This is a genomic window from bacterium (assembly GCA_021372515.1).
Taxonomy (GTDB): Bacteria; Gemmatimonadota; Glassbacteria; order GWA2-58-10; family GWA2-58-10; genus JAJFUG01.
Map to the genome: position 1 here is coordinate 17900 of JAJFUG010000030.1, position 26613 is coordinate 44512.

21 protein-coding genes, 1 tRNA gene and 1 other RNA gene are annotated in these 26613 nt (G+C 62.3%); 21 read left to right on the plus strand and 2 right to left on the minus strand.

Annotation, left to right across the window (positions count from 1 at the left end; all coding sequences use genetic code 11):
- The first annotated feature begins 14 nt into the window (after positions 1–14).
- The 8 genes from LLH00_02670 (at position 15) to LLH00_02705 (ending at position 11434) form a co-directional block, all read left to right on the plus strand.
- Complete coding sequence (locus LLH00_02670; GenBank protein ID MCE5270168.1) at positions 15–860, plus strand: rhomboid family intramembrane serine protease; 846 nt, start codon at positions 15–17, stop codon at positions 858–860.
- Between the two features lie 649 nt (positions 861–1509).
- Positions 1510–1585 (plus strand) — tRNA-Lys (locus tag LLH00_02675).
- Positions 1586–1718: 133 nt separating this feature from the next.
- On the plus strand, positions 1719–2654 hold the full coding sequence (gene era / locus LLH00_02680; protein ID MCE5270169.1) for a GTPase Era: 936 nt from the start codon (positions 1719–1721) through the stop codon (positions 2652–2654).
- Positions 2655–2678: 24 nt separating this feature from the next.
- Positions 2679–2843, plus strand: a complete 165-nt coding sequence (locus tag LLH00_02685; GenBank protein MCE5270170.1) for a Trm112 family protein — start codon at positions 2679–2681, stop codon at positions 2841–2843.
- Positions 2844–2857: 14 nt separating this feature from the next.
- Complete coding sequence (gene porU, locus LLH00_02690) at positions 2858–6874, plus strand: type IX secretion system sortase PorU (protein MCE5270171.1); 4017 nt, start codon at positions 2858–2860, stop codon at positions 6872–6874.
- A gap of 52 nt (positions 6875–6926) precedes the next feature.
- Complete coding sequence (locus LLH00_02695; GenBank protein MCE5270172.1) at positions 6927–7931, plus strand: PorV/PorQ family protein; 1005 nt, start codon at positions 6927–6929, stop codon at positions 7929–7931.
- A 104-nt stretch (positions 7932–8035) separates the two neighbouring features.
- Entirely contained in the window at positions 8036–8959 is a 924-nt protein-coding gene (locus tag LLH00_02700; GenBank protein ID MCE5270173.1) for a hypothetical protein, read from the plus strand.
- 144 nt (positions 8960–9103) lie between these two features.
- Positions 9104–11434, plus strand: a complete 2331-nt coding sequence (locus tag LLH00_02705; protein ID MCE5270174.1) for a GWxTD domain-containing protein — start codon at positions 9104–9106, stop codon at positions 11432–11434.
- 25 nt (positions 11435–11459) lie between these two features.
- Here the strand turns inward: LLH00_02705 and LLH00_02710 are convergent, their stop codons facing one another.
- Entirely contained in the window at positions 11460–11609 is a 150-nt protein-coding gene (locus tag LLH00_02710) for a hypothetical protein (GenBank protein ID MCE5270175.1), read from the minus strand.
- Between the two features lie 474 nt (positions 11610–12083).
- On the opposite strand from LLH00_02710, the gene LLH00_02715 reads away from it, so the two are divergent.
- Positions 12084–12743: a lytic transglycosylase domain-containing protein gene (locus LLH00_02715; protein MCE5270176.1), complete on the plus strand. Its 660-nt coding sequence runs from the start codon at positions 12084–12086 to the stop codon at positions 12741–12743.
- A 216-nt stretch (positions 12744–12959) separates the two neighbouring features.
- Here LLH00_02715 and LLH00_02720 read toward each other — a convergent pair whose 3' ends face one another.
- Positions 12960–13469: a CvpA family protein gene (locus tag LLH00_02720; protein MCE5270177.1), complete on the minus strand. Its 510-nt coding sequence runs from the start codon at positions 13467–13469 to the stop codon at positions 12960–12962.
- A 114-nt stretch (positions 13470–13583) separates the two neighbouring features.
- Between LLH00_02720 and ssrA the strand changes: the two genes are divergently transcribed.
- The 12 genes from ssrA to LLH00_02780 all read left to right on the plus strand — a co-directional run.
- Positions 13584–13938: a transfer-messenger RNA gene (gene ssrA, locus LLH00_02725) on the plus strand.
- Positions 13939–14005: 67 nt separating this feature from the next.
- Positions 14006–14806 (plus strand): methyltransferase domain-containing protein, encoded by an 801-nt coding sequence (locus tag LLH00_02730; protein MCE5270178.1) that lies wholly within the window; start codon positions 14006–14008, stop codon positions 14804–14806.
- A gap of 293 nt (positions 14807–15099) precedes the next feature.
- Positions 15100–15810 carry a cytochrome c family protein gene (locus LLH00_02735; GenBank protein MCE5270179.1) on the plus strand — a complete coding sequence of 237 codons (711 nt, stop codon included), beginning with the start codon at positions 15100–15102 and terminating at the stop codon, positions 15808–15810.
- 23 nt (positions 15811–15833) lie between these two features.
- Positions 15834–18977 (plus strand): 4Fe-4S dicluster domain-containing protein, encoded by a 3144-nt coding sequence (locus LLH00_02740; GenBank protein ID MCE5270180.1) that lies wholly within the window; start codon positions 15834–15836, stop codon positions 18975–18977.
- The gene (gene nrfD / locus LLH00_02745) at positions 18955–20367 is read left to right on the plus strand and encodes a polysulfide reductase NrfD (GenBank protein ID MCE5270181.1); all 1413 of its coding nucleotides are present in this window, start codon (positions 18955–18957) and stop codon (positions 20365–20367) included. The genes LLH00_02740 and nrfD overlap by 23 nt, the downstream gene beginning before the upstream one ends.
- Positions 20364–20882 carry a DUF3341 domain-containing protein gene (locus LLH00_02750; GenBank protein ID MCE5270182.1) on the plus strand — a complete coding sequence of 173 codons (519 nt, stop codon included), beginning with the start codon at positions 20364–20366 and terminating at the stop codon, positions 20880–20882. The genes nrfD and LLH00_02750 overlap by 4 nt, the downstream gene beginning before the upstream one ends.
- The gene (locus LLH00_02755; GenBank protein ID MCE5270183.1) at positions 20857–21459 is read left to right on the plus strand and encodes a cytochrome c; all 603 of its coding nucleotides are present in this window, start codon (positions 20857–20859) and stop codon (positions 21457–21459) included. The genes LLH00_02750 and LLH00_02755 overlap by 26 nt, the downstream gene beginning before the upstream one ends.
- Before the next feature lie 30 nt (positions 21460–21489).
- A complete protein-coding gene (locus LLH00_02760) occupies positions 21490–22689 on the plus strand; it encodes a hypothetical protein (GenBank protein MCE5270184.1) in 1200 nt (399 codons plus the stop codon).
- A complete protein-coding gene (locus tag LLH00_02765; protein MCE5270185.1) occupies positions 22682–23644 on the plus strand; it encodes a cytochrome c in 963 nt (320 codons plus the stop codon). Before LLH00_02760 ends, LLH00_02765 begins: the two co-directional genes overlap by 8 nt.
- A gap of 16 nt (positions 23645–23660) precedes the next feature.
- Positions 23661–24449 (plus strand): cytochrome c oxidase subunit II, encoded by a 789-nt coding sequence (coxB, locus tag LLH00_02770; protein ID MCE5270186.1) that lies wholly within the window; start codon positions 23661–23663, stop codon positions 24447–24449.
- A gap of 11 nt (positions 24450–24460) precedes the next feature.
- A complete protein-coding gene (gene ctaD / locus LLH00_02775; protein ID MCE5270187.1) occupies positions 24461–26041 on the plus strand; it encodes a cytochrome c oxidase subunit I in 1581 nt (526 codons plus the stop codon).
- Between the two features lie 13 nt (positions 26042–26054).
- A partial coding sequence (locus LLH00_02780) for a COX15/CtaA family protein (protein ID MCE5270188.1) occupies positions 26055–26613 on the plus strand: 559 nt, incomplete at its 3' end.

Consider the following 26613-nt stretch of genomic DNA (forward strand, 5'->3'; position numbering starts at 1 on the left):
AGAGAGAGATTGCCTTGCGTTACAACACCTATTACGAGGAGCCCGGCTACCTGCTGGGAGGCGGTTTCAGCCCTGCGGTCAAGTATATCCTGATCGCCTGCATCGGCTCGTACATTGTGGACGGCCTGTTGCGCATGGCCGCGGGCAGCTCGCTCTGGGTGACCGTGTTCGGCCTGACCCCGCACCTGGTGAACACCCGCTTTTTCCTCTGGCAGTTCGCCACCTACATGTTTGTCCACGGCGGCCTGTGGCACCTTCTGTTCAACATGTTCGCCCTCTGGATGTTCGGCTCCGAGATCGAGCGCACCTGGGGCACCCGTGAGTTCACAATCTTCTTCTTCATCACCGGGGTAGGGGCGGGCCTTCTGTACTGGATCTTCGCCTCCGACTGGTCGCTGCCCATCCGGGCCGGGCTGCCCAACCAGGCGCTGATCGGCTCGAGTGGGGCGATCTTCGGGCTCCTCGCCGCCTACGGCATGATGTTCCCAGACCGGCGTATCCTGTTCATGCTGATCTTTCCGATCAAGGCCAAATATTTCGTGCTCCTGCTGGCGGCGATCGAGTTCTGGCTCAGCTGGACCCCCTCGGGCATCGCGCATTTCGCTCACCTGAGCGGTATGCTGATCGGGTATCTCTACCTGAAAAAGGACTGGCAGTTCAGCCGCCTGTCCTCTGCCTGGCACGACCGCCGTCGCCGCCGCCAGATCCACCTGGTCAGCCGTGAGCTGGAGAGCCGGCAGAGCGAGCAGGCCGAGGTGGACCGCATCCTGGACAAGATCAACGCCCAGGGCATCCACAGCCTGACCCGCCAGGAGAAAAAAGTTCTGGAGCGCGCCAGCGCCCGTCGCGCAGGCAAGTGAGAACGCTCCGGACACCTCGCCCGATTTTGTGCCGTCCTGTTTGATCCCATCGTGACAACATTATCCTTATCATTGTTGCCCCAAAAGAGACATGTGTATCTACAAGTATGGGTTTGAGCAGCATATTTTCCCTGGCTGTGAGAAAATAATGCCGTATTCTACAGGGGTCGGGGAGAGAATTAATTTTTTTAATTGTATGTGGTCCAAGATATAAACGTAAAATAGCATGCCGGGAAGAGGGCTGGCATGCTATTTGCTCTTAACAAGCCAGGAAAGGCAACAGGACGGTGGGTCATGAACAGAAGGGGACGGAAAATGTGTAAGCACAGGGATTTGATCTATATCGGGAAGCAGCCGATAACGCTCAAATCGGACCGTTTCCTGTACCTGTTCAATTGCACGACCTGCAAGACCACCATTTCCATTCCTCCGCGCCGGTCCCGCAAAGAGCCCTGATTCCCAACCGGGCCGTCTCCTGACGGCCCGTAGTGCACTGCCGTTTCCAACCCCAGACGAAAAACCAGTGCCTGAAATCGATTTTTCCCTTGCCTGGAGCGGCTTTTCAGTGTATATTGTAGCCGTTCGCGCTGACAAGGCCGACACCTCTTCAGTGAGGCCCCATCCAAACAAGGCTTCGTCCGATTGCAGTGCGCCATTAGCTCAATTGGCAGAGCAACTGACTCTTAATCAGTAGGTTTGGGGTTCGACTCCCCGATGGCGCACCATACTATTCCCAACAGACAGACCGGGCCATGCAAATGAACCGCAAACTTGGTTCGCGGGGTTTTTTGCATTATATTCGCCGTTGCGGCGGGTTGAGACCGTTTCGTAGATTCCCTTAAGACGGGGTGCAGAGCAATGACAGTTGGTGCAGAGGGCAAACCGGTCAGTCCCGGAGCGAAGCGCAGCGGAGTGGTGGCGATAGCCGGCAGCCCCAATGTGGGCAAGAGCACCCTGATGAACCACCTGCTGGGGCAGAAAATCTCTATCGTGAGCCCCAAGGCCCAGACCACCCGTCAGCAGGTGTTCGGCATCCTGAGCGGGGAGGGCTTCCAGGCGCTTTTCATCGACACCCCCGGCGTGATCCAGCCACGCGACCGCATGCAGAAAATGATGATCCAGACCAGTTTCAAGGCAGTCAGCGGGGCGGATGTGGTGATCTTCATCCTGGACGCCGCCGAAAGCCGCGGCCTGCACCTGGATCCGGAGCTGGAGGGACGGCTGCGCGGGCTCAAGGTGCCCTGTATCCTGGCCCTGAACAAGATCGACCTCATCCCCAGGGACCGCCTGCTGCCGCTTATCGCCGAGTGCGACGGCACTGGGCTTTTCGCGGAGATCATCCCGGTGAGCGCCCTGACCGGCGACGGCACCGGGCGTCTGCTGGACTTGGTGGTCCGGCGGCTGCCGGTGGGTGAGTTTATGTACTCGGAGGAACAGATCGCCACCCAGCCGATGCGGTTTTTCGCAGCAGAGCTGATCCGCGAGGCCATTTTCGAGCAGTTTCGCCAGGAGCTGCCCTACGCCGCCGCAGTGCAGGTGGAGGAGTACCAGGAGCGTCCGGGGAACAAGGCCTACATCCGGGCCGTGATTTTCGTGGAGCGCGAGGGACAGAAAGCGATTCTGATCGGGCGGGGCGGCGAGCAGCTCAAGCGGCTTGGCCGCGAGGCCCGCACCCGGATTGAGGAACTTTCCGGCTCCAGTATCTACCTGGACCTCTGGGTCAAGGTGAAAGAAAACTGGCGTAAGAACGATTCCTTTCTCAAGATGGTCGGCTACACGCCCGACAAACTCTAACCCGAAGCAACAGTGGAGGACAGGATGCTCGACCCGAAACTGCTTGAAATTCTGGTCTGCCCGAAATGCAAGGGCGATCTCGAATACCGTCATGACCAGAACGAGCTGGTCTGCCACGCGTGTCGCCTGATCTACGACATCAAGGACGATATTCCGATCATGCTGATCGACGAGGCCCGGTCATTCTGAGTGTCGGAGACGCATTGAGAGCCGGACGGAAGATATTCAGCACCGTTCTGTTGACCGGATTGACAATCACTTTTTGCGCTTTCCAGTCGCGGCTGAACGCAGCCGAGGGGCCTTTCCGTCTGGTTTCCTCCGGCCCCGGGGGAGTGCGCCTGGTTTTCGAGCTGCCGGCATGGTCTGTCGAGCCGGTCTTCATGCGCGGTGTGGACTATGCGCGGATCGATGCCACCGGAGCACAGCTTTTCGGCCCGCCGGGCTATCCGCCGCTGCCGCGCTACAGCGTAGCCCTGGCCGTTCCACCCGGCGTGGCGGTGAGCGCTTCAGCAGGGGGTGAGGATATCCAGAGCGTGCGTATCGGCACGCTGGCCCCGTCCCAGTCCACTCCGGATAACGAGACAGGGGAGCTGTCGTTCCAGGCCCTCGCCCCGGAATACACCCGCGGCGGCGAGTACCCGGCCTCGGCTCTCAGCATGGCCGGTCCTTTCTCTTTCCGCGATTACCGTATCGTGCAGCTCACCGTGAGCCCGTTCAGCTACGACCCGTCCAGCGGGCGGCTGAGCGTACGCCGCAGCCTGAGCCTCAGCCTGACTTTCAGCGGCTCCTCCTCCCAGCCTGCCGCAACCGTATCCCCCGACCCGCTGGTCCGGGGCTCGCTCCTCAACTGGCAGAGCGCCGCCGCCTGGCGCACCCCGCGCAGCAGCCGTCTGGCCGCAGCCGCGGCCTCGCCTTTCGACCGTGCCCCGCGCTGGGCCGCGCTCAGTGTCGATTCCAGCGGTGTATACTCCGTGAGCGGCGCCGACCTGGTGGCCGCCGGTGCCGACCTGTCCGGGATCACCCCGGCGAACCTTCGCCTGTACTGGGGTGGAGGACTGATGCTGGAGGAGGCCCCTGAGGCCGCCCAGCCCGACCTGCACGAGGTGGCGGTCCGGGTGACCGGGGCGCAGGACGGCAGATTCGACCCGAATGACCGGATCATTTTCTACGGCCAGGGCCTGGACCGCTTTACCTTGGATGACAGCGGCGCAGTAGCGAGCCTGCGCCACCGCTACGACAGCCGGGCGGTCTACTGGCTGGCCTGGGGTGACCCGGTAGCCTCCGGCCTGCGCATGGCCGAGAACACGGCTGCACCGTCACAAAGCGCCTTGCCGGTGACAACCGCCGAGCGCTGGCTGCATTTCGAGCGCAACACTGTCTATTTCCCCGACCTTCAGACCGAGCAGTCCAAGCTCAACCCCGTGCCCGACTACTGGGCCTGGGTCGAGGACTCCGACAGCCCTGACAGCCGCGAGCGGCGGCTCGATCTCCCCGTGAACCCTCTTTCAGGCGGTAACTGGCTGCGCTGCCAGTTCTACGGCCAGGAACGCTACGCCACCGCACTCTGGCGGTTGAACCTGAACGGCGCCCTGCTCACCCAGGGGGCCAACTATTCCGCCACCGCCGTGACCACCGGCTGGAAAGCCGTCCCGGAGGGCGGCCTGGGCCAGTCCGGCAACAGCCTGACCCTCACCGGACCGGGGCAGATATACGGGTTTGTCGAGCTGCGGGTGAACACCTCACTGACCCTGAGCGGCCGCACCCAGGCCGAGTTCCACCACCGTCAGGACAGCGGCCCGGCCGTGTATCAGGTTTCCGAGGACGCGGTGCGTGAAACCGAGGTCTACGATGTCACCCGGCCCGAGCAGCCGGTGCACCTGAGCGCGGTCGAAAGAACCGGCAGCAGCGCGCGGTTTGCTCTGGCCGCCGCTTCCGACTCCCTGCGCTCGTTCGTGGTTCTGACCGATACCGCCTACGCCCGTCCCGCGACCGTGAGCCTGTTCGAGCCGCCCGGCCTGCGGCATCTGGCCGGGGCTGAATATGTAGTGATTACCCCACGCGCCCTGGCCTCCCAGGCCCGCGCCCTGGCCGACACCCGCGCTTCGCGTCTTTCCACGCAGGTGGTGGCGGTGGAGGACATCTACGACGAGTTCGCCCTGGGCCAGCGCGACCCGGCCGCGATCCGCAATTTTTTCAAATTCGCTTTCGACTCCTGGAGCGTGCGCCCGCGCTTCGCCGTGCTGTTCGGTGACGGGCACAACGATTTCCGGGGCTACACCGCCGAGGGCCGGGCCAGGGCGAACCTGATCCTGCCTTTCATCAACATTCAGGACACGGCGGTGGACGAGTGGTACGCACGCTTTGAAAGCGGCGCTCCGCCGCAGATTTCCCTCGGGCGGCTGCCGGTAAAATCGGCCGCGGAGGCCGCGGTGGTGGTGGACAAGATTGCCCGCTACGAGCAGGGACGCGACCGCGGCGACTGGGTGCGGCGCGCGGTGCTGGCGGCGGATGACGGGTACTCCAGCGGTGGAAACTGCGATCAGGTGGGGGGGCTGGCTGCTGGCAGCGAGTCGATAGATTCTCTTCTGCCCAATGACCTGGAGCGGAAAAAAGTGTACCTCGACCGCTACCCGTTCGATCCGCCGGAAATCGGCAGCCGAAAGCCGGCTGCCACGCGCGATCTGATCCAGTGGTGGAACCGCGGGGCCTTGCTGATCAATTATTTCGGTCACGGCAGCCCGACCCAGTGGGCCCAGGAACTGGTGTTCGATGTGGAACGGGATTTGCCGTTGCTTAGCAACGGATACAAGTTGCCCCTGGTGCTTAGTTCATCCTGTTCTATCGGCTATTTCGACAGCTACCGCTCGGATGCCATGGCGGAGCGGCTGTTGACCGCCAGCGGCGGCGGCGCCATTGCGGTCTACGCGGGCACGCGGGTGACTTATGCGGGGCTGGACCTGGCTCTCAACCGTCTGATGGTGCGGAATCTGTTTACCACGCCGACCGTGACAGTGGGCGAGGCCGCGCTCCAGGCCCGCCTGGGCATGGGGGACACGGGATCGAGCAACTCGGAACAATATACGGTATTCGGCGATCCGGCCCTGCTGTTGCACGCACCCGTCGGGCAGCTCGACACGCAGCTCGAAAGCGCCGCCACGCTCCAGCCCGGCGGCAAGGTGGAGTTCAACGGCAGCGTGAAAAACACGGCCGGGCAGACACTGAACGATTTCTCGGGAGTGGCGCAGATAAAGTTCCTGGGTGATGCCGACAAAGTAACACTTTCGTACCAGTGTAACCTGGGCGGCGCCACAAGCACGCAACAGGTGAGTTTCGTCCCGGCGCCGTCGGTGCTGTTCGACGGCAGCGTGACCGTGAGCGGGGGAAGGTTCAGCGGGGCTTTTGTGCTGCCGCTCAACCTGGCCCAGACCCAGGGCTCGGACAGCCTGAGCCAGGCGGCGGGCAGCGGACGGTTCCTGGGCTACGCCACCAGTGAGAGCGCGGATGCCTCCGGGGCTGGGGAGAAAGTGCCGGTCTCGCGCCAGGGGATCGCGCTCTCGGACAGTGCCGGCCCCGAGATGCACGTGCTCTACCGTGACCGTGAGCTGCGCGACGGAGACAGAGTATCGGCCGGCACGCCGCTGGTCCTGTCGCTCAAGGACGCCAGCGGTATCAACACTACCGGTGATACGGGTTACCAGCTCTGGGTGGAGGTGGATGAAGGTTCCTCCTATTCGGCCGACCTGACCGGCTTTTTCCGTTACCGCACGGACAGCTATCAGGAGGGCTCGGTGGAGGTGAACCTGAGCGCGGTCGGGGAGGGGCTGCATAGTTTCCGGTTCCGGGCCACGGACAACGCGCTCAACAGCAGCCGCTTCGAGATCATGCTGTATGTCAGCCCGGCCGGCGCAGCGCTCAGCCTGGAGAATGTGCTCAACTACCCCAACCCGTTCCAGGACGAGACGGATATCTGTTTCGACCTCGGCTCGGCGGCGGATGTGCGGGTGCGCATATTCAGCGTGGCGGGACGCCCGGTGCGAGAGCTGAGGCTTTTCGGGGCCGCGGCCGGTTTCAACCGGGTGCGCTGGGACGGGCGGGATGAATATCATGAAAAGGTTGCCAACGGAGTTTACATTTATAAGATTATCTGCAAGCCTGTTTCAGGCGCAGCAAATGACACCGAGGAGGTGGAGGCCACAGGCAAAGCCCTACTTAGTCGCTGAAAAAAGTAGACTTGCTGTTTCCCCTTTCAAAACCTTATAGGAGAATATACGGATGCTTAGAAAGTTCATCTTGTCCCTGGCTGTCGTCGCTCTGACCGTCGCTTACGGTTCCAGCCTTTACGCCGCCGACAATAAAGGCATAAAAGCGGAATTCACCGAGCAGAACGGCGCACGCGCGATCGGTATGGGACATGCCTACACCGGCGTGGCCGAGGGCCTTGCGACAGTGCTCTGGAACCCGGCCGGCCTGGCCTCGCTGACAAAGACCGAGGTCTATTTCTCGCGCTATAACGGGTTCAGCTTTACGGTCACCGACAATATGGGTCAGGAGACTGAGGACCAGATCAGTTTCAACCTGTTCAACGTGGGCGTGCCGATCAAGGACATCGGCGTGATCGCGGTCTCGGCCAACCTCTGGGACCTGGGCAGCAACGAACGGATTGGCCAAGGCCAGAGTTCACAGGGCCTGGACAACCAGAGCGTGCTGATGATGTACGGCTCGTTCGCCACCCGTCTGAGCAAAAAAATCGACGTGGGCGTGACCATGAAATACATCCGTGAAAAGCTCTCCAGCGAAGAGGGGGGCGTGGGCACCAGCGCCGCTGTGGACCTGGGAGTGCTCTACCGCCCGCTGACCGATGTCCCGCTGCAGTTCGGCATGTCGATCCTGGACCTGGGCACGGACATGCAGCACAAGAACGAGTACCAGTCCGACCGCCTGCCGCGCCGCGTGCGGGTCGGTTTCGGCTACAACATCCTTAAACACCTGATGGAAACGGACAAGTTCAATTTCCTGCTGGCCGCCGATTACGAGCGTTTCCTGGTCGGCAGCCCGGCCAGCAGCGGCACTTTCGTGGGCGGCGAGTTCTCGGTCCAGCCGAAAGAGGACCTGCTGCTGGCCATGCGCAGCGGCTACCTGAGCGAGGAGGGCGATCTGAGCGGAGCCCTGATCGGTTTCGGGGTGAGCTGGCGCGGCTACGCTTTCGACCTGGCCCGCGAGCTGGGAGTCAACCCGTTGAGCGACCGCACGTTCTTCGCGCTGACCGCTCATTTTTAAGATCGAGCCGGGAAGCGTTATGGTGTGGTCCGCATGACAGAACGCAGCCCCCGGGGCCTCGTGGAAAGTGACTGGGCCGCCGGGGGCTTATTATGACAGGGGAGATGATGAGGCCGATATCGCTGCTGGCCGTGTGCTTGATTACCGGAAACCTGTTCGCCCAGGCGGCGCCGCATCTCGACGCAAAGCCTGCCCGGACTGTGTACGCCCAGACTGAAACCGGGGCGGGTTCGCCCGCGAGCCGGGAGGCGGAATTCATCCGCAACCTGCCACCGGGTGCGAAAATCGCCCTGGCCGCTCTCGTGCCCGGGCTGCCGCAGCTTATGGAGGGCAAGCGCCGCGGCTGGGCCTATTTCGCGGCCGAGGGGGGTTCCATCGCCGGCATGGTGTTTTTCAACGCCCAGGCCCACGACCGTCAGGACCGTTTCCGTGCCATCGCCCGGGATGCCCGCCGCAATTTCGTGTTGAGCGGACTGCGCAACAACCCGGAGGAAGTGACCGACCCGCTGGCCGGAGGGTTCGGCGAGTATTACGAGGACCTGACCAAATGGGCCTCCAGCGGTGACTACGACAACGATCCCTCGCTGGACGGGGTCCAGCCCGAGACTGACACCCGCACCTACAACGGCCACCAGTGGGAGATCGCCAAGATCAACAACTACACCGGCACCAGCGGCGGAATCCCGGTCGCCAAGAGCGCCGAGGAAGAGAGCCGCGCCCTGGCCGCCTACAAGGAGGCGGTCTATCCGCTCCAGTACAACTGGGACTGGACCGGCATCGAGGACAGCGAGGCGCTCTACCACGACGTTTTCAACAGCAACGACAAGTCGTACCGGCGGCGCAACCGTTTCACCACGGTCTTGCTGGCCAACCATATTGTCAGCGCCATCGACATGCTGGTGCTGGAAAAGCTCAACCGCAGCCAGGGCATGCAGCGTAGCGGCCTGAACCTGGGGCTCTATCCCAGCCCGGGACGCTCTGCGGACGACTGCCCGGGCGTGAGGCTCAACCTCTCGCGCAGTTTCTGACCCGCCGGGCCGCTGTTGGCTGCAGCCAGCCCGCCCTCCCGGCACGCTGTACGGCTGTAAATCAGAACAGATGCGCATTTCGGGTGTATCACCGACAAATGACCCGCACTTCGATACTCTTCTCCACACAGGGGACTCAACGGGATGTCAGGTTCACAGCATAAAACCTTCCTGCTCTTTGCCGCTGTCTGTCTGGCTTCGCTGACCTGGGGCGCTGCGCTGCGGGCCGCGGACTCGCCGGTGGACAGCCTGAAAGGTCAGGCCCTGGTGAATTTCGCCCGCGAGGCCATACTGAACAAGGGCTGGGAGGATGCCCGCGAGGCGCTGGAGAAGTATCTCGGTGACAACAAGCCCACGGCCGAGATAATGGTCGACCTGGGTCGCTCACAGCTATTTGAGCAGGATGAGAAGGACGCGGAGAAGAGTTTCCGTAAGGCCCTGGAGCTGGAGAAGCACAGCGCGGACGCCTGGGCCGGGCTGGTCGAGGTCTACCTGATCCGCGACAAGCAGAAAGAGGCCGAGGAAAGCCTGAAAAACCTGCACTCCGCCGAGGGCGAAAGCCGTCGTGTCCGCTACTGGCGCGCCATGACGACTGATAAGCTCAAGGCCAAGCAGCACGATGACGCCTATTTTTGGGACACGCTCGAGCAGCTCGTGCGCGAGGACATCACCGATGTGCAGACGTTAAACACGCTGTGCGACGCCTATGTGGATGACAAGTTCTTCGAGCGTGGCATCCTGTTCCTCACCGAAATGAGTGAGATGAACAACGACAAGCCGGAATTCCTGTTCCAGCTTGCCCGCATCTACACCAATAGTGGAGATGCCGATCTGGCCAAGGACATTTTCCAGCGTATCGAGAAAGCCGGCATGGACAGCCTGAGCCCCAGGCAGCGTTTCCTGATGTCCAAGGAGCTGCTCCGCCTCGATGAGCCGGAGTTGGCCTGCGAGGCCTATTTCAGCGCGGCGCGCCAGATGGACGACCAGTTGGCCGAGGACGCTCTGGGCGATATCCGCGACATCACTACCAGCGATGAGAAACGCGAGTTCAAGCTCACACCCTCCGGCCACAAGGGCCTGTTCCTGATCAATTTCTGGAACCGCAAGGACCCGACCCAGAACACGGTGAAAAACGAGCGCCTGGTTGAGCACTACAAGCGGATGGAGGAGGTCAAGACCAAGTTCTACAGCCCGCTCAAGCCGGGTTACGATGAGCGCGGGCGGGTATATATCAAGCACGGCGAGCCGGACCAGAAAGTCAGCCTCAACGGCAACTGGGCGATCCGCGACAACGAGACCTGGCTCTACAGCAAGAACCGCTCGCTGCCGCTGATCTACAATTTCGTGGCGCGGAACAACTACTACCGCATGGTCTACCGCCTTGAGGAGGCCCTGGTCCCGGACCTCCAGACCGAGATCAACATGGGCGGCAGCAATATCGTGGCCCTGTTCCGCTCACGCGGCGAGATCGACCCCAAGTACGACCAGCTGGCCAACGAGCTGAACAATTTCCAGGGCAACATCGAGGATGCCCGTCACGGCAGCCTGATGGACCTGTTCTCGGACGAGGAGATGATGACCGAACGCGGTTTCACCGAGGGCGAAATCACCGAGACTTTCGAGTTCAAGCCCGAGGAGGAGCCGATGAATTTCTACTACTACCCGGTTTCGCTCAAGGGCCAGGACTCGCTGAGCGCAATGGGTGTGTTTTTCGCCCTGCCCACCGATCAGATCAAGCTGCCCGACCCGTTCGGCGCGGTGGACATCCCGGTGGAGGTGGAGGTGATAGTCTACGACAGCTGGTGGAAAGAGGTGGCCCGCTCCGTGCAGAGCAAGACCTACCGGATCAACAATTTCGTGGCCTCCAAGGACCAGATGATCCCGGACCTGATGGGTCTGCAGCTCAAGCCCGGCAACTATCATCTGGTAGTGCGGATGAAGCAGTCCAAGAGCAATATTATGCAGATATACAAGAGCAACTATTCGGTGCCTTCGTTCCGCTCGCCGGACAGCCTCTACATCAGCGACCTTCTGCTGGCGGCGGATGTGGTCGAGGACAACACGCCCAGCAAGTTCAACATCCGCGGGCACCGGATCACCCCCATGCCGTCCTCCTCGTTCAAGAAAGACCAGCCGGTCTTCATCTATTACGAACTTTACAACGTGAAGCCCGACTCGGCCGGCAGCAAGCATATCCGGGTGGAGTACACGGTCAGCACCACCGGCGGCGAGCTGAGCGCGGCGCAGAAACTGATTCGCACCCTGGGACGGCTGATCGGGGTGCGGGACGAGACCGGCAAGGTGGTCTCCACTTTCGAGCGGGACTGGGAGCGGCCAGGCAAGGTGGACCCGATCTTCCTCTCCATCGACCCGTCCAGCTACCCGCCGGGACGTTATAACGTGATGGTCACGGTGCAGGACACGGTGGGCGGGATGCAGGTGGCCAGGGACGCCACGTTCCTGATTACGAAATAGCCGCGTGGCCGGAGCGTGGTGTGTTTCAGAGGGTGATGATGTTGAGCAGAGAGGGCAGGTTGGACAGCACTTTGGCTGCGATCAGATAGAGCAGTCCGAACAGGGCCAGGTTGAGGACCCAGTTCAGGACACGCTCTGCGAAAAAGGAAAAATCGTCGGTTCTTCCCTGGTTCATGACTGCCCCCCGCAGACAATTGATGGCACGGAACCTGCATTTGATTATAACAATGTTAGGCCTTGAAGTCCAATAATATCTGCTGCGGCAAACAAAAAACTTGACAAACGCACACAACCATTACTATATTTGGTGTAGCTTAGGAAGCCTTAATCTACATATGGTACAGACGCCGATAAGAGGGTTATATTCTGAACTGCGTGCCGGGCAACCGATTGGACCGGCTTTTTTAAGGTGTTTTCTACCCGATATGGGATAATGACAAGGCCTGTTTGAATTTCTGGAGATTCAAAGGGTCTTTTTTTGTGGGAGAGGGAGCCGGGTGTATTATTCTCTGGCGGTCGGACCGAGCCGCCACAATTTGGAAAACAGGCGTTAGACGCCTTTTGTCCAAAGGGGTTATTCAAGATGCACAGTACCAGCGTTTGGAATGAAATCGACCGTAAGACCCAAATCCGCCTCCGGGGGGCGCGCTTGCGAACCCGGGGCCTGACCAAGCTGCTCACCCGTTCATCCAACATACTTTTCGGCTTCGTCGCTGTCGCCCTGTCGGCCTCAGTGGTCCATTGGCTGTACCAGTCCCCCGTGACAACCTCCACCGAAGTCAAGATTCATATCGGGGGGGCGATCCCGGATGCCGAGGTGCCGCTGATCGCCGAGGCGCGCGCCATGCGCCGCACCGCTCTGGCCCATTCGGTGCAGGTGGAGTCGGACCGCGATGTCGGCCGTTTCGCCGACCGGTTCAACATCGACTGGGACCTGGCTCGGCTGGTCAATTCGATCAGCGAGAGCGAGAACATGGACCCGAACCTGATTTTCAACGTGATCCAGGTCGAGAGCCAGTTCAACACCCGCGCCGTGGGTTCGGTGGGGGAGATCGGCCTGATGCAGGTGCGTCCCGAGACCGCCCTTACCATCGACCCGGGCGCGACTGTGGAGAAACTCTTCGATCCGGCCTACAACATCCGCATCGGAATCAAGCACCTCAAGGACCAGCTCCATTTCTTCCGCGGCGACCTGCGCCTGGCCCTTCTGGCCTACAACCGCGGCCGGGGGACGATCAACTCACTGCTCTCGGTGGGCCTCGACCCCTCCAACGGCTACGCGGCCAAGATCATGAGCGGCAGCATGTAAAGCCGGTACGGATAATTCGATGACTAAAGCCCGCGGGGAGAGTTGCTTATCCCGGCGGGCTTTGCTTTGAGCGCGAATTCATGGTCTGGATCGTATGTCTTGAATTGATGCAGTGGCACGGCGCGCCGTGCCACTTCGTAAATACTCCAACAGCCTCCGGGCACTATTGCGCACATAAAAGCGACTTGCCCATCAACGGGAAGGAACGGAGCCCGGTCAGACCGGCGGTGAGCTGTGACGATGTGTGAGCGGGGGGCGCTGGGTCAGGAAAGGCGCGTGCTCCAGGCACCAGTCGGCGCTCTGCAGAAGGTAAGGCGTGAGGTAGTTCTGGCTGGTCACCCGGTTGTGAGGATAGTTCATCTCGGCCCAGGCGAACACGAGCGATGCCACCAGCACTCCGCGCGCCAGCGAGATAACGGAGCCACCCAGACGGCTGAGCGCGGGAAGCTTTTTCTCTTTCTTGTCGTGGCTCATCGCGGCGCACATCAACTCCACGGCCAGCCAGACCCCCATGAAGACCGCGACAAAGCCCAGGGTGTCGCTGGAGACGGGCAGGTGGATAAGGGAGGCCAGTTTCTCTCCGGCCAGTTGGTGATAGTTGGCCGCGGCGATCAGGCCCAGGCAGAGCGCCAGGGTGGCGAACAGTTCCTTGACCAGCCCTTTCCAGAAACCCCGTAGAATGAAAGTGGCCAGGAACAGGATGACGATGCCGTCGATCACGGTCATTCGGATTCCTCCGGAACTGGTGTTTGGAGCGGTTTCTAACGCCGCATATATTACTCGCGGGCCTTGACTTTGTCAATGCGCCTGGCTATGTTCAGATAACCGTGGGAACACTCTGGGGGCGACATGGTTTCGACGGGGACAGGGAAGGGTATGACAGCATGCCGGGGCCCCGTGCCTCGTTAAAAAACGGGAAAAATCACAACTGCCAACGACAACTTGGCTCTGGCTGCCTAACTAAGGCATCCACGTTCGTCACAGGATCCCCGCCCGTGGAGCGGTGACGAACGCCGAAAAAGCGGGCTGGCCCGACCGGATGCCGGTGACGGGAGGGCGAGAACTTCACCGGATGGTCTGAGGTGGACTGGCCGACGTAGTCCACCGATGACGACAACCTGAACGCCGGCTAAGCATGTAGCGGTTGTATTCGTCCGGTCTTCGGACGTGGGTTCGATGCCCACCGCCTCCACCATCTTGAGAGAGCAGCCTTTCCGCCGGACAAGGGAAAGGCTGCTCTTCTTTAACCCCGAGCCGGCGCTATGACCGATTTCTCGAAAAGATCCTCACGCTATGAGCAGAACTCGCTGGTGCAGAAATCAGCGGCCCAGACCCTGATCGCGCTGCTGGCGATCGGGGCAGAGGAGGACGTCCTCGACCTGGGCTGCGGCAGCGGAGGGCTGACCAAGACCCTGCGCGGCCTCACACGCGGACGGGTGCTGGGCGTGGACAGCGCCGCGGGCATGCTGGCCCAGGCACGGCAGAACTCGGGGGATGACAGCATCGAGTTCGTGCAGTCCGAGGCCGGTGGGATGGATTTCGACAGACAGTTCGATATCGTGTTCTGCAACTCGGCTTTCCAGTGGTTCCGTGAGCCTGCCCCGGCTCTGGAGGCAATCCGTCGGGCGCTGCGTCCCGGCGGGCGGGTCGGGGTGCAGGCCCCGGCCACCCGCAACTACTGCCCGAATTTCCTGCGCGCCGTGGCCGCGGCCTGGGAAGACCCTGACCTGGCCCCATTCCTGGCGGCTTTCGACCCGCCCTGGCTGTTCCTGGACACCGAACGGCAGTACAGCGAGCTTTTCCAGGCCCACGGCTTCAGGGTCACGCATTGCCGTCTCGAGACAATCCGCGGCGAGTACGCCGCGGCCCAGGCCCTGGCCATCTTCTCCACCGGCGCCGCGGCCGGCTACCTCAACCCGGCCTGCTACCGCACGGCACTGCCCGGCTGGTATGCGGAGCGGTTCCTTGAGCGTGTCGGTGCGGATTTTTCCGCCCAGGCGAAAGGCGGGGACAGGCTGGAGCTGGTTTTCACCCGTATTTTCCTCACCGCGGTTCGAAACTGAACGGTTTTTACGAAATCATCTCTGTATCCCTGCTATTCCTTTCATCGTTTCCTGCCCGTTCTTTTCCTGCAACACAACCCTGATCTTCACGTTAATAGTGCATCCGACAGGGTTGGGTTATCGCAACAATGTTTAATTTCCTGCAAGAAAAAAACCGCCCTCACTGGACAACCTGCCGGAAATTGTGTAAACTTTTTGAAAAGCCATGTAAAGCCTGCCCTGATACAGATTGCCTTTAAGCCCCAGAGCATCCTAAGTCGCCGAATGACAGAACAACTCAGGGGATCGGACTGTTGCTCAAACCAGTTAAAAACCACATACACCTGATACTGTTGCTGCTCATTGTCCTCGGCTTGGGCGGGAAATTTCTCTGGAACCTGGAGTACAACACCGGCTACACACCGGACCAGCCGATTCCTTTCTCACACAAGCTGCACGCCGGCGACTACAAGATGGACTGCCTGTACTGCCACGCCTCGGCCGAGAAAGGCCCTCACGCCACGATCCCCCCGATGAATGTCTGCCTGGGCTGCCACTCGGTGATCGCGGTCACGAAGGACAACATCAAGAAAATGACCCAGATGTACAACGACGGCGAAGTCATGCCCTGGGTGCGGGTGCACCGTCTGCCGGACCATGTCTATTTCAACCACAAGTGGCACCTTAACGCTGGGGTGACCTGCCAGGAGTGCCACGGCCCGGTGGAGACAATGGCTGTGGTGGGCCAGGTTATGCGACTGGAGATGGGCGACTGCCTGGCCTGCCACCGCAAGCGCGACAAGAGCGATGCCTGGCTCGCCCTTCAGGACAGCCTGGGCACGGGGGGTTACCCGGTCATGGAGTACAAGAGCTATCCGTACCTTAAATATATCAGCCGGGCCACACTGTGGAGCGCCGAGGCCGCCGGCGAGCTGCCGGCAGTGAAAGCCGCACCGGCCAAGAGCGCCACCGGTGTTTTCCCGGAACAGAACGCTTTGACCCAGTGCAGCACCTGTCACCAGTGAAACGGGACCGGATCGGATAAAGCATGGAAAAACCAGCCGGATATTGGTCTGACATCGAGCAGTATGTCCGCGCGCAGGAGGCGGGGGCGGAGCATTACCGGCCGCTTTGCGGCGCGCCTGTGTCCACTGCGCCCGAGAAGGCCGGGGTGGGACGGCGCGATTTCCTCAAGCTGGGCGGCCTGGCCGCGGTGTTCTCGCTGGCCGGCTGCATGCAGCGCCCGGCCGAGAAAATCATCCCCTACCTGAACCGCCCCGAGGAGATTGTGCCCGGCGTGGCCAACTACTACGCCTCCAGTTGCGGCGGCTGCGCCATGACCTGCGGCCTGGTGGTCAAGGTGCGCGAGGGCCGTCCGATCAAGGTGGAGGGCAACCCGGACAACCCGTTCAATCGCGGGGTGCTCTGCGCCCGCGGCCAAGCCTCGGTGTTCGACCTCTACGACCCGGACCGCGCGCGAAAGCCGCTGCGCCGCACTGACCAAGGCGCCTGGGAGGAAAGCTCGTTCGCGGACCTGGACCGGGAAATCGCGGCCAAGCTGAAAGAGCGCAAAGGTGAGGTGGTGCTGCTGAGCGGCCCCTGGCACGGACCGGCGCGCAGCGCCCTGGCCGAACGGTTTGTCGCCGGGCTGGGCCCGGCCTCGCACGTGCGTTTCGCCCCGCTGCGCGACCATGCCTACGCCGCCTCGCGGCGGGTCTGTTTCGGCGACAAGGGGCAGTGCCGCTACCGTCTGGACCGCTCGCGCCTGACCCTGGCCCTGGGGGCTGACATTTTCGCCTCGGGACGGTTCTACCTGGAGGATCTGCGCCAGTTCACCGCCGGGCGTAACCCGGAATCAGGCGAGATGCCGCGTCTGGTGGCGTTCGAGCCTACAATGAGCGAAACCGGGGTGCTGGCAGATGAGCGCTACCCGGTGGCGACCCTTGATCTGCTGGCAGTGGCCGGCGCCCTGGTGAACCAGTTGCTGCTTATCATGAAAGTGTCGGCTTATGCCCAGGACAGCGCCCTGTGCGCCTCTTTCAGCCGTTTCGAGCCGGAGGCGGTGGAGAAACGCCTCGGTCTGCCCGAGGGTCTGATCGCCCGTCTGTCGGATGAGCTGTGGGCTGCGAGCGGAGCCTCTCTGGTCCTGACAGAGAATTTTTCGAACCAGTTCGACAGTGACAGCGCCCTGCACGCGGCCGGGCACCTGCTCAACTCTATCCTGGGCAACGAGGGGACGACTGTCGAAAGCGGCACAGTGGGCGACCAGCAGGACACCGACCCCTCAGAGGCGCTGGATGAGCTGGTGAAGCGGATGGACCGGGGTGAGGTCGCGGCGGTGATCATCGCCGGGACCAACCCGGCGTTCTACCTGCCTGAGGCGAGCGGGTTCAGCCGGGCGCTGCTCAATGTGCCGCTGCGGGTCTCCCTTTCCGAGCGGCTGGATGAGACCGCACGGCTCTGCCATTACGTTCTGCCGGGGCTGCACGCCCTGGAAAGCTGGGGCGACAGTGAGCCTCTGCGCGGGCTGTTCGTGTTCCAGCAGCCCACGATCTCACCCCTCTGGGAGAACCGTCAGGCCGAGGACAGCCTGCTGGCCCTGGGCGCGGCACTCGGCATTGGCGAATTCACAAACAATGAAAAAGCAGTTGCTTGGCGCGATTATTTAAAGATACACTGGAAAGAGATAATCTTCCCGGGCCTGGGCCTGTCCGCCGATTTCGAGGCGTTCTGGCTCGACTCACTCAAGAAAGGCCAAGCCGAGCTGGACCTGGGGGACACGCCGGCCGATCCACCCAAGCTGGACAGCGTGGCTGTGGCCGCGGCTCTGGGCGAGCTTGATGAAAGTACGCCGTCGGCGGAAGGGGAGTTTCAGCTCAGCCTGACCGCGGGCTCGGTGCACCTGGACGGCCGCTCGGTCAACAACCCCTGGCTGCTGGAGCTGCCGCACCCGGTGACCCGCATTACCTGGGACAATTATGTCTGTATCTCCCCGGCGGACGCCCTGGAACGGGGGCTGTCGGAGGGGGACCAGGTGCGCCTGAGCGTGGAGGGCGCGGAGGCTGTCCTGCCCGTGCATGTGAAACCGGGGCAGGCGAGGGGAGCTTTGACCGTGGATGTAGGCTGGGGACATGTCCCGGCCGGGGCCGAGGAGCAGATTCATGGAGTGAACGCATTCGCCCTGGCCGCGTTCGAGGGTGGGAGGCTTGCGTTCACCCGCCGCAAGGCCCGGCTCACGCCCACCGGCGAACGGGTCCGTCTGGCCTCGGTCCAGGGCAGCGCCGACACGCACGGACGGCCGATCGTGTTCGAGACCACGCTGGAGGAGTTCCGCCAGGACCCGCGGGCCGGGCAGTTCGAGCACGCCGGGGGCGGGCATACCGGGGAGCCATCCGCCCTGGGGCACTACCCGCGGGCCACGCTCTGGAAAGAGGATGAGCACCAGTATCCCGGCCACCGCTGGGGCATGCTGATCGACCTCAACCGCTGCAACGGCTGCGGGGCCTGCACCCTGGCCTGCCAGGTGGAAAACAACATCCCGTACGTGGGCCGGCGCGAGGTGCTGATGGGCCGCGAGATGCACTGGATCCGCGTGGACCGCTATTTCAGCGGCGACCCGTCCAACCCCGACTCCCTCTACCAGCCCATGCTCTGCCATCACTGCGGCCACGCCCCCTGCGAGACTGTCTGCCCGGTGCTGGCCACGGTGCACAATGACGAGGGCCTGAACCTGCAAGTCTACAACCGTTGCGTGGGCACGCGCTACTGCTCCAACAACTGCCCCTACAAAGTGCGGCGGTTCAATTACTTCGAGTTTTCGAAAGAGGCCTACGGTGAGAAGCCTCTCAATTTCACGCTCAACCCGGAAGTCACGGTGCGGGAGAAGGGCGTGATGGAAAAGTGCACGTTCTGCGTGCAGCGGATCCGCGAGGCGCGCTACCGGGCCAAGGAGAGAGGGACGCCGGTGCGGGATGGCGAGGTTGTCCCGGCCTGCGTGCAGACCTGCCCCACCGGCGCGCTGACCTTCGGGGATGTCAACAATCCGGAGAGCCGCATCTCGAAGCTCCTGGCCGAGCCGCGCGCGTTCCGGGCCCTGGAGGAGCTGAACACGCGCCCCCAGGTTTCGTACCTGACTCTGGTCCGTAACCGTGCGCCACGGAATAACACAAGTGAAAGCCATCAGCATGGATGAAACCACCCAGATAAGTCCGGACGCGGCTGAAAAAATCACCTCACCCGGCTGGCTGCCCGAGTCGATGGGTATGGCCCGGGTGACCGAGGATGTGCAGCGCCCGATGGACGCCCGCCCGGGACTGTTCTGGGCCATGCTGCTTTTCGCCGCGATGAGCCTGGCCGGGATGATGTTCCTGACCGTGGGCTGGCAGTTGCACAAGGGCCTGGGAATCCTGGGTATCAACCATCCGGTGATGTGGGGCTCGTACATCACCAATTTCGTGTTCTGGGTGGGCATCGGGCACGCGGGGACGCTGATCAGCGCGATCCTCCTTCTCTTCCGTCAGCGCTGGCGCAACCAGATCAACCGCACCGCCGAGGCGATGACCATCTTCGCCGTGATGACCGCCGGGCTGTTCCCGCTTCTCCACGTGGGGCGCACCTGGGTCGCCTACTGGCTGATCCCGTACCCCAACCACCGCGAGCTGTGGGTCAATTTCCGCTCGCCGCTCATCTGGGATGTTTTCGCGGTGAGCACCTATTTCGCGGTCTCGGCCATGTTCTGGTTCCAGGGCCTGATCCCCGATTTCGCCACCCTGCGCGACCGGGCGGTGAACAAGATCAAGAAATTCGTCTTCGGGGTGCTGGCCCTGGGTTGGAGCGGCTCCTCGCGCGACTGGAACAACTATGAGCGCGCCTACTGGCAGTTTGCCTGGCTGGCCACGCCGCTGGTGCTGTCGGTGCACAGTGTGGTGAGTTTCGATTTCGCCACCGCGCTCTTGCCCGGCTGGCACGCGACTATTTTCCCGCCGTATTTCGTGGCCGGGGCCATTTTCAGCGGCATGGCGATGGTGGTCACCCTGCTGGTGCTGATGCGCCGGGCCTACCACTTGGAGGATTATATCTCGCTGCGGCACCTGGAGATGATGAACAAGGTGATCCTGTTCACCTCGCTGCTGGTGGGCTACAGCTATGCGATGGAGTTTTTCACCGCCTGGTACAGCGAGGAGACCTACGAGCGCTTCGTGTTCATGAACCGGGCGACCGGCCCCTACTGGGCCACGATCTGGACCATGCTGATCTGTAACGTGTTCGTGCCGCAGCTTTTCTGGTTCAGGAAAATACGCCGCAGCCTCAGGGCCATGCTGGTTATCTCGATCCTGGTCAACGTAGGCATGTGGCTGGAGCGGTTCAACATCATCGTCACTTCTCTATCGCGCGAGTTCCTGCCCGCTAACTGGGGGCATTACAGCCTGACCGTTTTCGACTGGGCCGTACTGGTCGGCTCGTTCGGCTTCTTTTTCACGTTCTTCCTGCTCTTCATCAAGTTCTTCCCGGCGATCTCGATGTCCGAGACAAAGATGGTGCTGCTGAAACCGGGCGCGGGCGGAAAGAGGGCTGACCGATGAAAGCGCATAAGCTGTTGTTGGGCTATCTCGACACGCCTGAGCGGGCGCTGGAAGCGGCCGAGAAAGCCCGCCGGGCCGGGTTCAGCGGCCTGGACCTGTTCTCGCCCTACCCGGTGCACGGGTTCGAAGCGGCCCTGGACCTCAAGCCCTCCTGGGTGCCGTCGATAGCCAAGGTCATGTTGATCGCCGGGGCCGGGCTGGCGTTCCTTCTGCAGGCCTGGACCTCGGCGGTGGACTGGCCGATCAACGTGGGTGGCAAGCCGCTGGTCTCCTGGCCCGCGTTCATGCCGGTGGTGTTCGAGGGCGCGGTGCTGCTGGCCGGGCTGGCCACATTCATGAGCCTGATGCATTTCCTGCGCGCCTGGCCCGGCAAGCGCCCAGCCGTGGCGAGCAGGCGTCTTACGGTGGACCGTTTCGCCTTGGCGATCCCGGCGATGGATGAGGCCGACTGCGAACGGATTAAGGACTTTCTGAAAGGCTGTGGGATAGATGAGATCGAAATCCGGGAAAACTGAACACCTGGCTGTCCTGGCCCTGCTGCTCCTGGTTTCGGGCTGTTTCCGCGAGCGCACCCAGCGCGAGTGGGAGTACATGCCCGATATGTACCGCTCGGCGGCGATCAAGGCGCAGGAGGCTGACCCGGACGGCGCGAGCCTGATGCGTATGCCGCCCGAGGGCGCAGTGCCGCGCGAGACCGAAATCTACTGGCCTGCCGCAGCCGACACCCTGGCCGCCTACGCCATGGTGAACCCGCTTCCCGACAGCAAGGCGGTTCTGGAGACCGGAAAGAAATATTTCAATATCTATTGCATAGTCTGCCACGGGCCGCGCGGGGCAGGGGACGGCCCGGTGATCCCCAAGATGCCGCCGCCGCCGCCCTTGACCTCGGACAAGGTGTGCGCCTGGCCGGATGGCCGTATCCACCACGTGATCGTGCACGGCCAGGGCAACATGCCCTCGTACCGCAGCACGGTGGATGCCCCGACCCGCTGGGCCATAATCCGCTACCTGCGGGTTATCCAGCGCGCCGAGCATCCGCTGCCTGGGGATGAGGCCCTGCTGGCCGCCGATTCCTCGGCCGTGCAGAAATGATGCTTTCCCGGAACAGAACGGACCTTGAGCATGCATGAAGAGGAAAACATCCAGGTTCAGGATCCCGGACCGCTGCGGCCCAACCGTCCGCTGGACACGCTGCTGGCGGCGCTGGCCGCCGTGGGTGTCGTTGTGTTCATCGCCGGGCTGGGCGTGGACAGCACGCGGGTCTGGTACAATTACCTTCTGGAGTACTATTTCTTCCTGGCCCTGGGCCTGGCTGGTCTGGTGCTGACCGCAGTGCACTACGTGACCGGGGCCACCTGGTCGGTGACGGTGCGGCGCGTGGCCGAGGGCCTGAGCGCCTATCTGCCGTGGGCCCTGGCGCTCGGCCTGCCCCTGTTTTTCGCCGTGCCGAAGCTCTACACCTGGGCCCTGCCGGCCACGGTGCACATGTTCCATGAGAAGCACATCTACCTCAACCGGGCGTTCTACATGGGCCGCGAGGCGTTCGGCTTCGCGATCTGGCTGGGACTGGGTGCTGCAATCGTGCGCAACTCATTGCGCCAGGACAGAGGGGAGGGCTCGCTCGCCCTCTACAGCCGCAACCGCAAGCTGGCCCCGGCCTTTCTGATCCTGTTCGGCCTGACCTTCACTTTCGTTTCCGTGGACCTGCTGATGTCCCTGGATGAGAACTGGTACTCCACCATGTTCCCGGTCTACTGTTTCGCCGGGCTGTTCCTGAGCGGCCTGGCCCTGACCACGGTGCTGACCGTCTGCCTCCACCGCGCAGGCTATCTGGCCCAGGCGGTGCGTCCTCACCACCTGTACGACCTTGGCACCTGGATCATGGCGTTCTCCTGTTTCATGGTCTACATCGGGTTCTCGCAATACATGCTGATCTGGTACACCAACATGCCGGTCGAGATCGCCTATCTGCTCAAGCGCTCGACAGGCGGCTGGGGCTGGGTGTTCCTGCTGCTGCCGCTTCTCAAGTGGCTGCTGCCGTTCGTGGTGCTGATGCCGTCGAAACTGCGCGGCAACGAGACAGTGCTTCTTTTTGTGGGCCTGGGCGTGCTGGCCGGCCAGTGGCTGGATGTCTACTGGATGGTGGCGCCGGTGTTCTCCGAGACTTTGCGCCTGCCCGGCTGGATCGAGATCGGCCTGTTCCTGGGATTCGCCGGGGTGTTCGGTCTGGCGCTCAGGCGCTTTTACCGACGGCATTCGCTGGTGGCGTTCAACGACCCGCGTATCGAGGAATGCATGAAGGGCAGGTACCTGCATGTCTGAGTGGCTGAAAAAACTTCTGCCCCTGGCCTATCTGGCCATGCTGCTGATCGCGATCTACGCGGTCTATACCTCGTTCGGCAGCGGCTTGAAGCGCGGCGAGTTCACCGGCAAGTACTATCCGCCCGACACCCTGAAACCAGGAGCGGCCCTCAAGCCCAAGGATGAGGTGTTCCTGGTTGACCTGCTGGAGCCCACCCCGGAGATGCTTTCCTCAGGAAAGCAACTGTTCCAGCAGAACTGCGTGTCGTGCCACGGCTCGGAGGGCAAGGGCAATGGTCCAAAAGCCGCCGGGCTGAACCCGCCGCCGCGCAATTTCACGGCCGAGAAGTTCAAGAACGGGGCGGCCTCGCTCCAGATATACAACACCCTGGGGACAGGAGTGCCGGGCAGCAGCATGGCCTCGTTCAGCTTCCTCTCCGTGCGCGAGCGTATGGACCTGGCCCACTACGTGCGCACGTTCGTGCCCAACCCGCCGTCCAACCCTCAGGAGTTGGTGGACCAGTTGCCCAAGCCGTCCGGGGCCGGTGCTGCCACAGCGGCTGCGCCCTCCGCGGCAAACGCGGATTCGGCAAAAAAGCCGGAGAAGATCAAGCCCTTGCCTCTGGGACTGGCCGAAAGCCAGATTCTAAAAGAGGCTGCGGAAAAGGCGGGAGAAGAAACCAGAGTCGAAGTCCGGACGATAGAAAGCCGCCTCTGGGCCGAGCGCTGCGCAGTCTGCCACGGCGAGTCAGGGCAGGGGAGAGCCTATGCTCTGCGTGTTCCCAACACCGGCCTGATCTACGTCCGGACCAAGCCGCTGTCCGCTTATCACGGCCCGGCCCTGGACAGCCCGGAAGCCCTGGCGCGGTTCCTGGCCGCGGGTGTTCCCGGCCTGCCGGGGCACCGTTTCAGCGCTCTGGGGCAGGCCGCGGCCACTGAACTTCTGGACGGTATCCGTCAGAGCCAGACACACTGAGCACGGGACAAGGCTGATGAAACAGAGGCTCTTCATACTCTCCACCGCACTGCTCGCCGCCCTGGCCTGCGCCGGAGCACACCCGGGTGACATCACCAACTGGCTGCAGGCCCCGGCCTCGACCACCGCGGTCGAGGTGCGCCACAGCTTTTTCCTCACCCTGATACTGATCGCCCCGTTCCTGCTGGCCGCCGAGGGCCTGCTGCTGTTCGTGATCTTCCGTTTCCGGGCCAAGCCCGGACGAGAGCCGGCCAAATTCCACGAAAACACGCGCCTGGAGATCGCCTGGACAGTCGCACCGGCCCTGGTGCTTATCGTGATCGCGGTCTCCACCTACAAGCTGATCGAGAGTATCAACTACTCTCCGGCCAGCGATATCCAGGTCGAGGTCACGGGCCAGCGCTTTTTCTGGAAATACACCTACCCGGAGTACGGGTTGACTATCTCGGACGAGCCGCTGGTGGTGCCCGAGAACAAGGTGGTCACCCTGCTCGGCACGAGCGTGGATGTGATCCACTCCTGGTGGGTCCCGGCCTTGGGGATCAAAAAGGACGTGCTGCCGGGACGGATCACCGAGGCCTGGTTCAAGGCGCGCCGTGGAACATACAAGGGGCAGTGTGCCGAGTTGTGCGGCCCGCTGCACGCTGAAATGCTGATCGACGTTAAAGTTGTCTCTGAAGACGAGTTCAAGTCCTGGATCAGGTCCAAGCAGGCCGAGCTGGCCGTGCCGTCCGCCGCAGCGCCGGCGGATTCCTCCGCCGCCAAGCCCGCCGACTCGACCGGGACCGCCACGGGAAGACAGTGAGGGGTGCATCGATGAGCGATAGTCCTGAAAGGAAAAAATACCCGGCCTTTTTCGAGTGGCTCACCACCGGCGACCACAAGAAAATCGGTATCATGTACCTCTGGTTCGCCCTGTTCATGGCCCTGGTGGGCGGCGGGCTGGCCGGGGCGATCCGCGCCCAGCTCGCCAGTCCGGACAGCGGCCTGATGCGCCCGGAGCTGTACAACATGTCCATCTCGATGCACGCCACGCTGATGATCTTTTTCATGATCATCCCGGCGTGGGTCGGGTTCGGCAACTATTTCGTACCGCTGCTGATCGGGGCGCGGGACATGGCTTTCCCGCGGCTCAACGCTTTCGCGTTCTGGCTGGCCGTTCCGGCGGCGGTGCTGATTCTGAGTAGTTTCCTGGTCGTGGGCGGCTCGATCCAGACCGGCTGGACCGCCTATCCGCCCTTGTCGCTCAAGGCTTTCTCGGCCGGCGCGGGCACGGACATGTGGATACTGGGGATAATCATCGCCGGGACGGCCTCGGTGCTGGCGGCGATCAATTTCATTGTCACCACCGCCAACATGCGCGCCCCGGGGATGACCTGGCTCAAGATGCCGCTTTTTGTCTGGGCCTGGTTCGTCAACGCCACCCTGATCCTGATTGCCACGCCGGTGCTGAGCTCGGCACTGGCCATGCTGCTCACCGATCGTCTTTTCGGCACCACGTTCCTGACCGTGGGCTCGGGCGGCGACCCGCTCCTGTACCAGCACCTGTTCTGGTTCTACTCGCATCCGGCGGTCTATATCATGATCCTGCCCGGTTTCGGCGTGATCTCGCACGTGGTGGCGGCTTTTTCGCGCAAGCGGGTGTTCGGCTACCGGGGCATGGTCACCGCCCTGGCCCTGATCGGGATAATCGGCTACATGGTCTGGGCGCACCACATGTTCGTCTCGGGTATCCCGGCCTGGCTTCAGGTGTTCTTCTCCTACGCCTCGATGGTCATCGCGGTGCCCACCGGGATAAAGGTGTTCAGTTGGCTGGCCACGATCTGGGGCGGGACGATCCGGTTCTCCACGCCGATGAAATTCGCCCTGGGCTTTATCGGCCTGTTCGTGCTGGGCGGTATGAGCGGGATCATGCTGGCCAACGTGCCCATCGACTACCAGGTGCACGACAGCTATTTCGTGGTGGCGCATTTTCACTACGTGCTGGTGGGCGGCTCGGTGATGGCGATCCTGGCGGCGACCTATTACTGGTTCCCCAAGATGAGCGGACGGTTCCTGAGCGAGAAGCTGGGGACATGGATTTTCTGGCTGATCTTCGTCGGGATCAATATCACGTTCTTCCCCCAGCACATCCTGGGTATCCAGGGCATGGCGCGGCGCATATTCACCTACCGGCCCGAGTTCACCGCGCTCAACCGGGTCTCCTCGTTCGGCTACCTGTTCCTTCTGCTGGGCGGCCTTCTGCTGGTCTGGGACCTCCTGCGCCAGGCCTTTTTCCGCAAGGGCAGCCTTCCGGATGACCCCTGGCAGGTAAACGACATCCAGCACACCTTGGACTGGGCCGTGGCCAGCCCGCCACCGGAATACAATTTCGAGGAAATACCGGTAATCAAGTGAGGGAGAAATCCAGATGAACAACCAGTCGGAACAGCCCAACTCCACGGCCGCGGCCCCCCTCCAGCGGAGCCTGGGTCGCTGGTTCGTTGTGCTCAGCCAGATGGTGATTCTGATAATGATCGTGGGCGGAGTGGTGCGCCTGAGCGGCTCGGGGCTCTCCATCCCGGAATGGCCCGTGATCAACGGCAGCCTGTTGCCACCGCACAATGACGCCCAGTGGCTGGCCGTGTACAAGACATATCACCGTCAGATCGAGGGCATCGAGGTGGACCGTCTGATCGAGAGCGAGGAGCCGGATATCGTGCCGGTCGGACGGTTCAAGATCATGTTCGCCATCGAGTATTTCCACCGCACCGTGGCCGCGGTACTGGGTCTGGCGTTCCTCTGGGTGGCGCTCAAAGTCTGGCTGAACGCTGCGGCCCGCAAACGTTACGGCCTGCGCATGTTCGGCCTCATGGCCCTGCTCCTGGTCCAGGCCATGCTGGGCGGGCTGGTGGTCAAGACCGACCTGGCCGCGGCCCTGGTGGCAATCCACCTGGGAGTGGCCTATATTTTCTTCGGGGTGTTGTTCT

What these genes read in the sequence shown, in the direction of transcription:
- era (MCE5270169.1), top strand. Translation starts at nt 1,719, where the DNA reads ATGACAGTTGGTGCAGAGGGCAAACCGGTCAGTCCCGGAGCGAAGCGC.
- LLH00_02685 (MCE5270170.1), top strand. Translation starts at nt 2,679, where the DNA reads ATGCTCGACCCGAAACTGCTTGAAATTCTGGTCTGCCCGAAATGCAAG.
- LLH00_02695 (MCE5270172.1), top strand. Translation starts at nt 6,927, where the DNA reads ATGCTTAGAAAGTTCATCTTGTCCCTGGCTGTCGTCGCTCTGACCGTC.
- LLH00_02700 (MCE5270173.1), top strand. Translation starts at nt 8,036, where the DNA reads ATGATGAGGCCGATATCGCTGCTGGCCGTGTGCTTGATTACCGGAAAC.
- LLH00_02705 (MCE5270174.1), top strand. Translation starts at nt 9,104, where the DNA reads ATGTCAGGTTCACAGCATAAAACCTTCCTGCTCTTTGCCGCTGTCTGT.
- LLH00_02710 (MCE5270175.1), bottom strand. Translation starts at nt 11,609, where the DNA reads ATGAACCAGGGAAGAACCGACGATTTTTCCTTTTTCGCAGAGCGTGTC.
- LLH00_02720 (MCE5270177.1), bottom strand. Translation starts at nt 13,469, where the DNA reads ATGACCGTGATCGACGGCATCGTCATCCTGTTCCTGGCCACTTTCATT.
- LLH00_02730 (MCE5270178.1), top strand. Translation starts at nt 14,006, where the DNA reads ATGACCGATTTCTCGAAAAGATCCTCACGCTATGAGCAGAACTCGCTG.
- LLH00_02740 (MCE5270180.1), top strand. Translation starts at nt 15,834, where the DNA reads ATGGAAAAACCAGCCGGATATTGGTCTGACATCGAGCAGTATGTCCGC.
- LLH00_02750 (MCE5270182.1), top strand. Translation starts at nt 20,364, where the DNA reads ATGAAAGCGCATAAGCTGTTGTTGGGCTATCTCGACACGCCTGAGCGG.
- LLH00_02755 (MCE5270183.1), top strand. Translation starts at nt 20,857, where the DNA reads ATGAGATCGAAATCCGGGAAAACTGAACACCTGGCTGTCCTGGCCCTG.
- LLH00_02760 (MCE5270184.1), top strand. Translation starts at nt 21,490, where the DNA reads ATGCATGAAGAGGAAAACATCCAGGTTCAGGATCCCGGACCGCTGCGG.
- LLH00_02765 (MCE5270185.1), top strand. Translation starts at nt 22,682, where the DNA reads ATGTCTGAGTGGCTGAAAAAACTTCTGCCCCTGGCCTATCTGGCCATG.
- coxB (MCE5270186.1), top strand. Translation starts at nt 23,661, where the DNA reads ATGAAACAGAGGCTCTTCATACTCTCCACCGCACTGCTCGCCGCCCTG.
- ctaD (MCE5270187.1), top strand. Translation starts at nt 24,461, where the DNA reads ATGAGCGATAGTCCTGAAAGGAAAAAATACCCGGCCTTTTTCGAGTGG.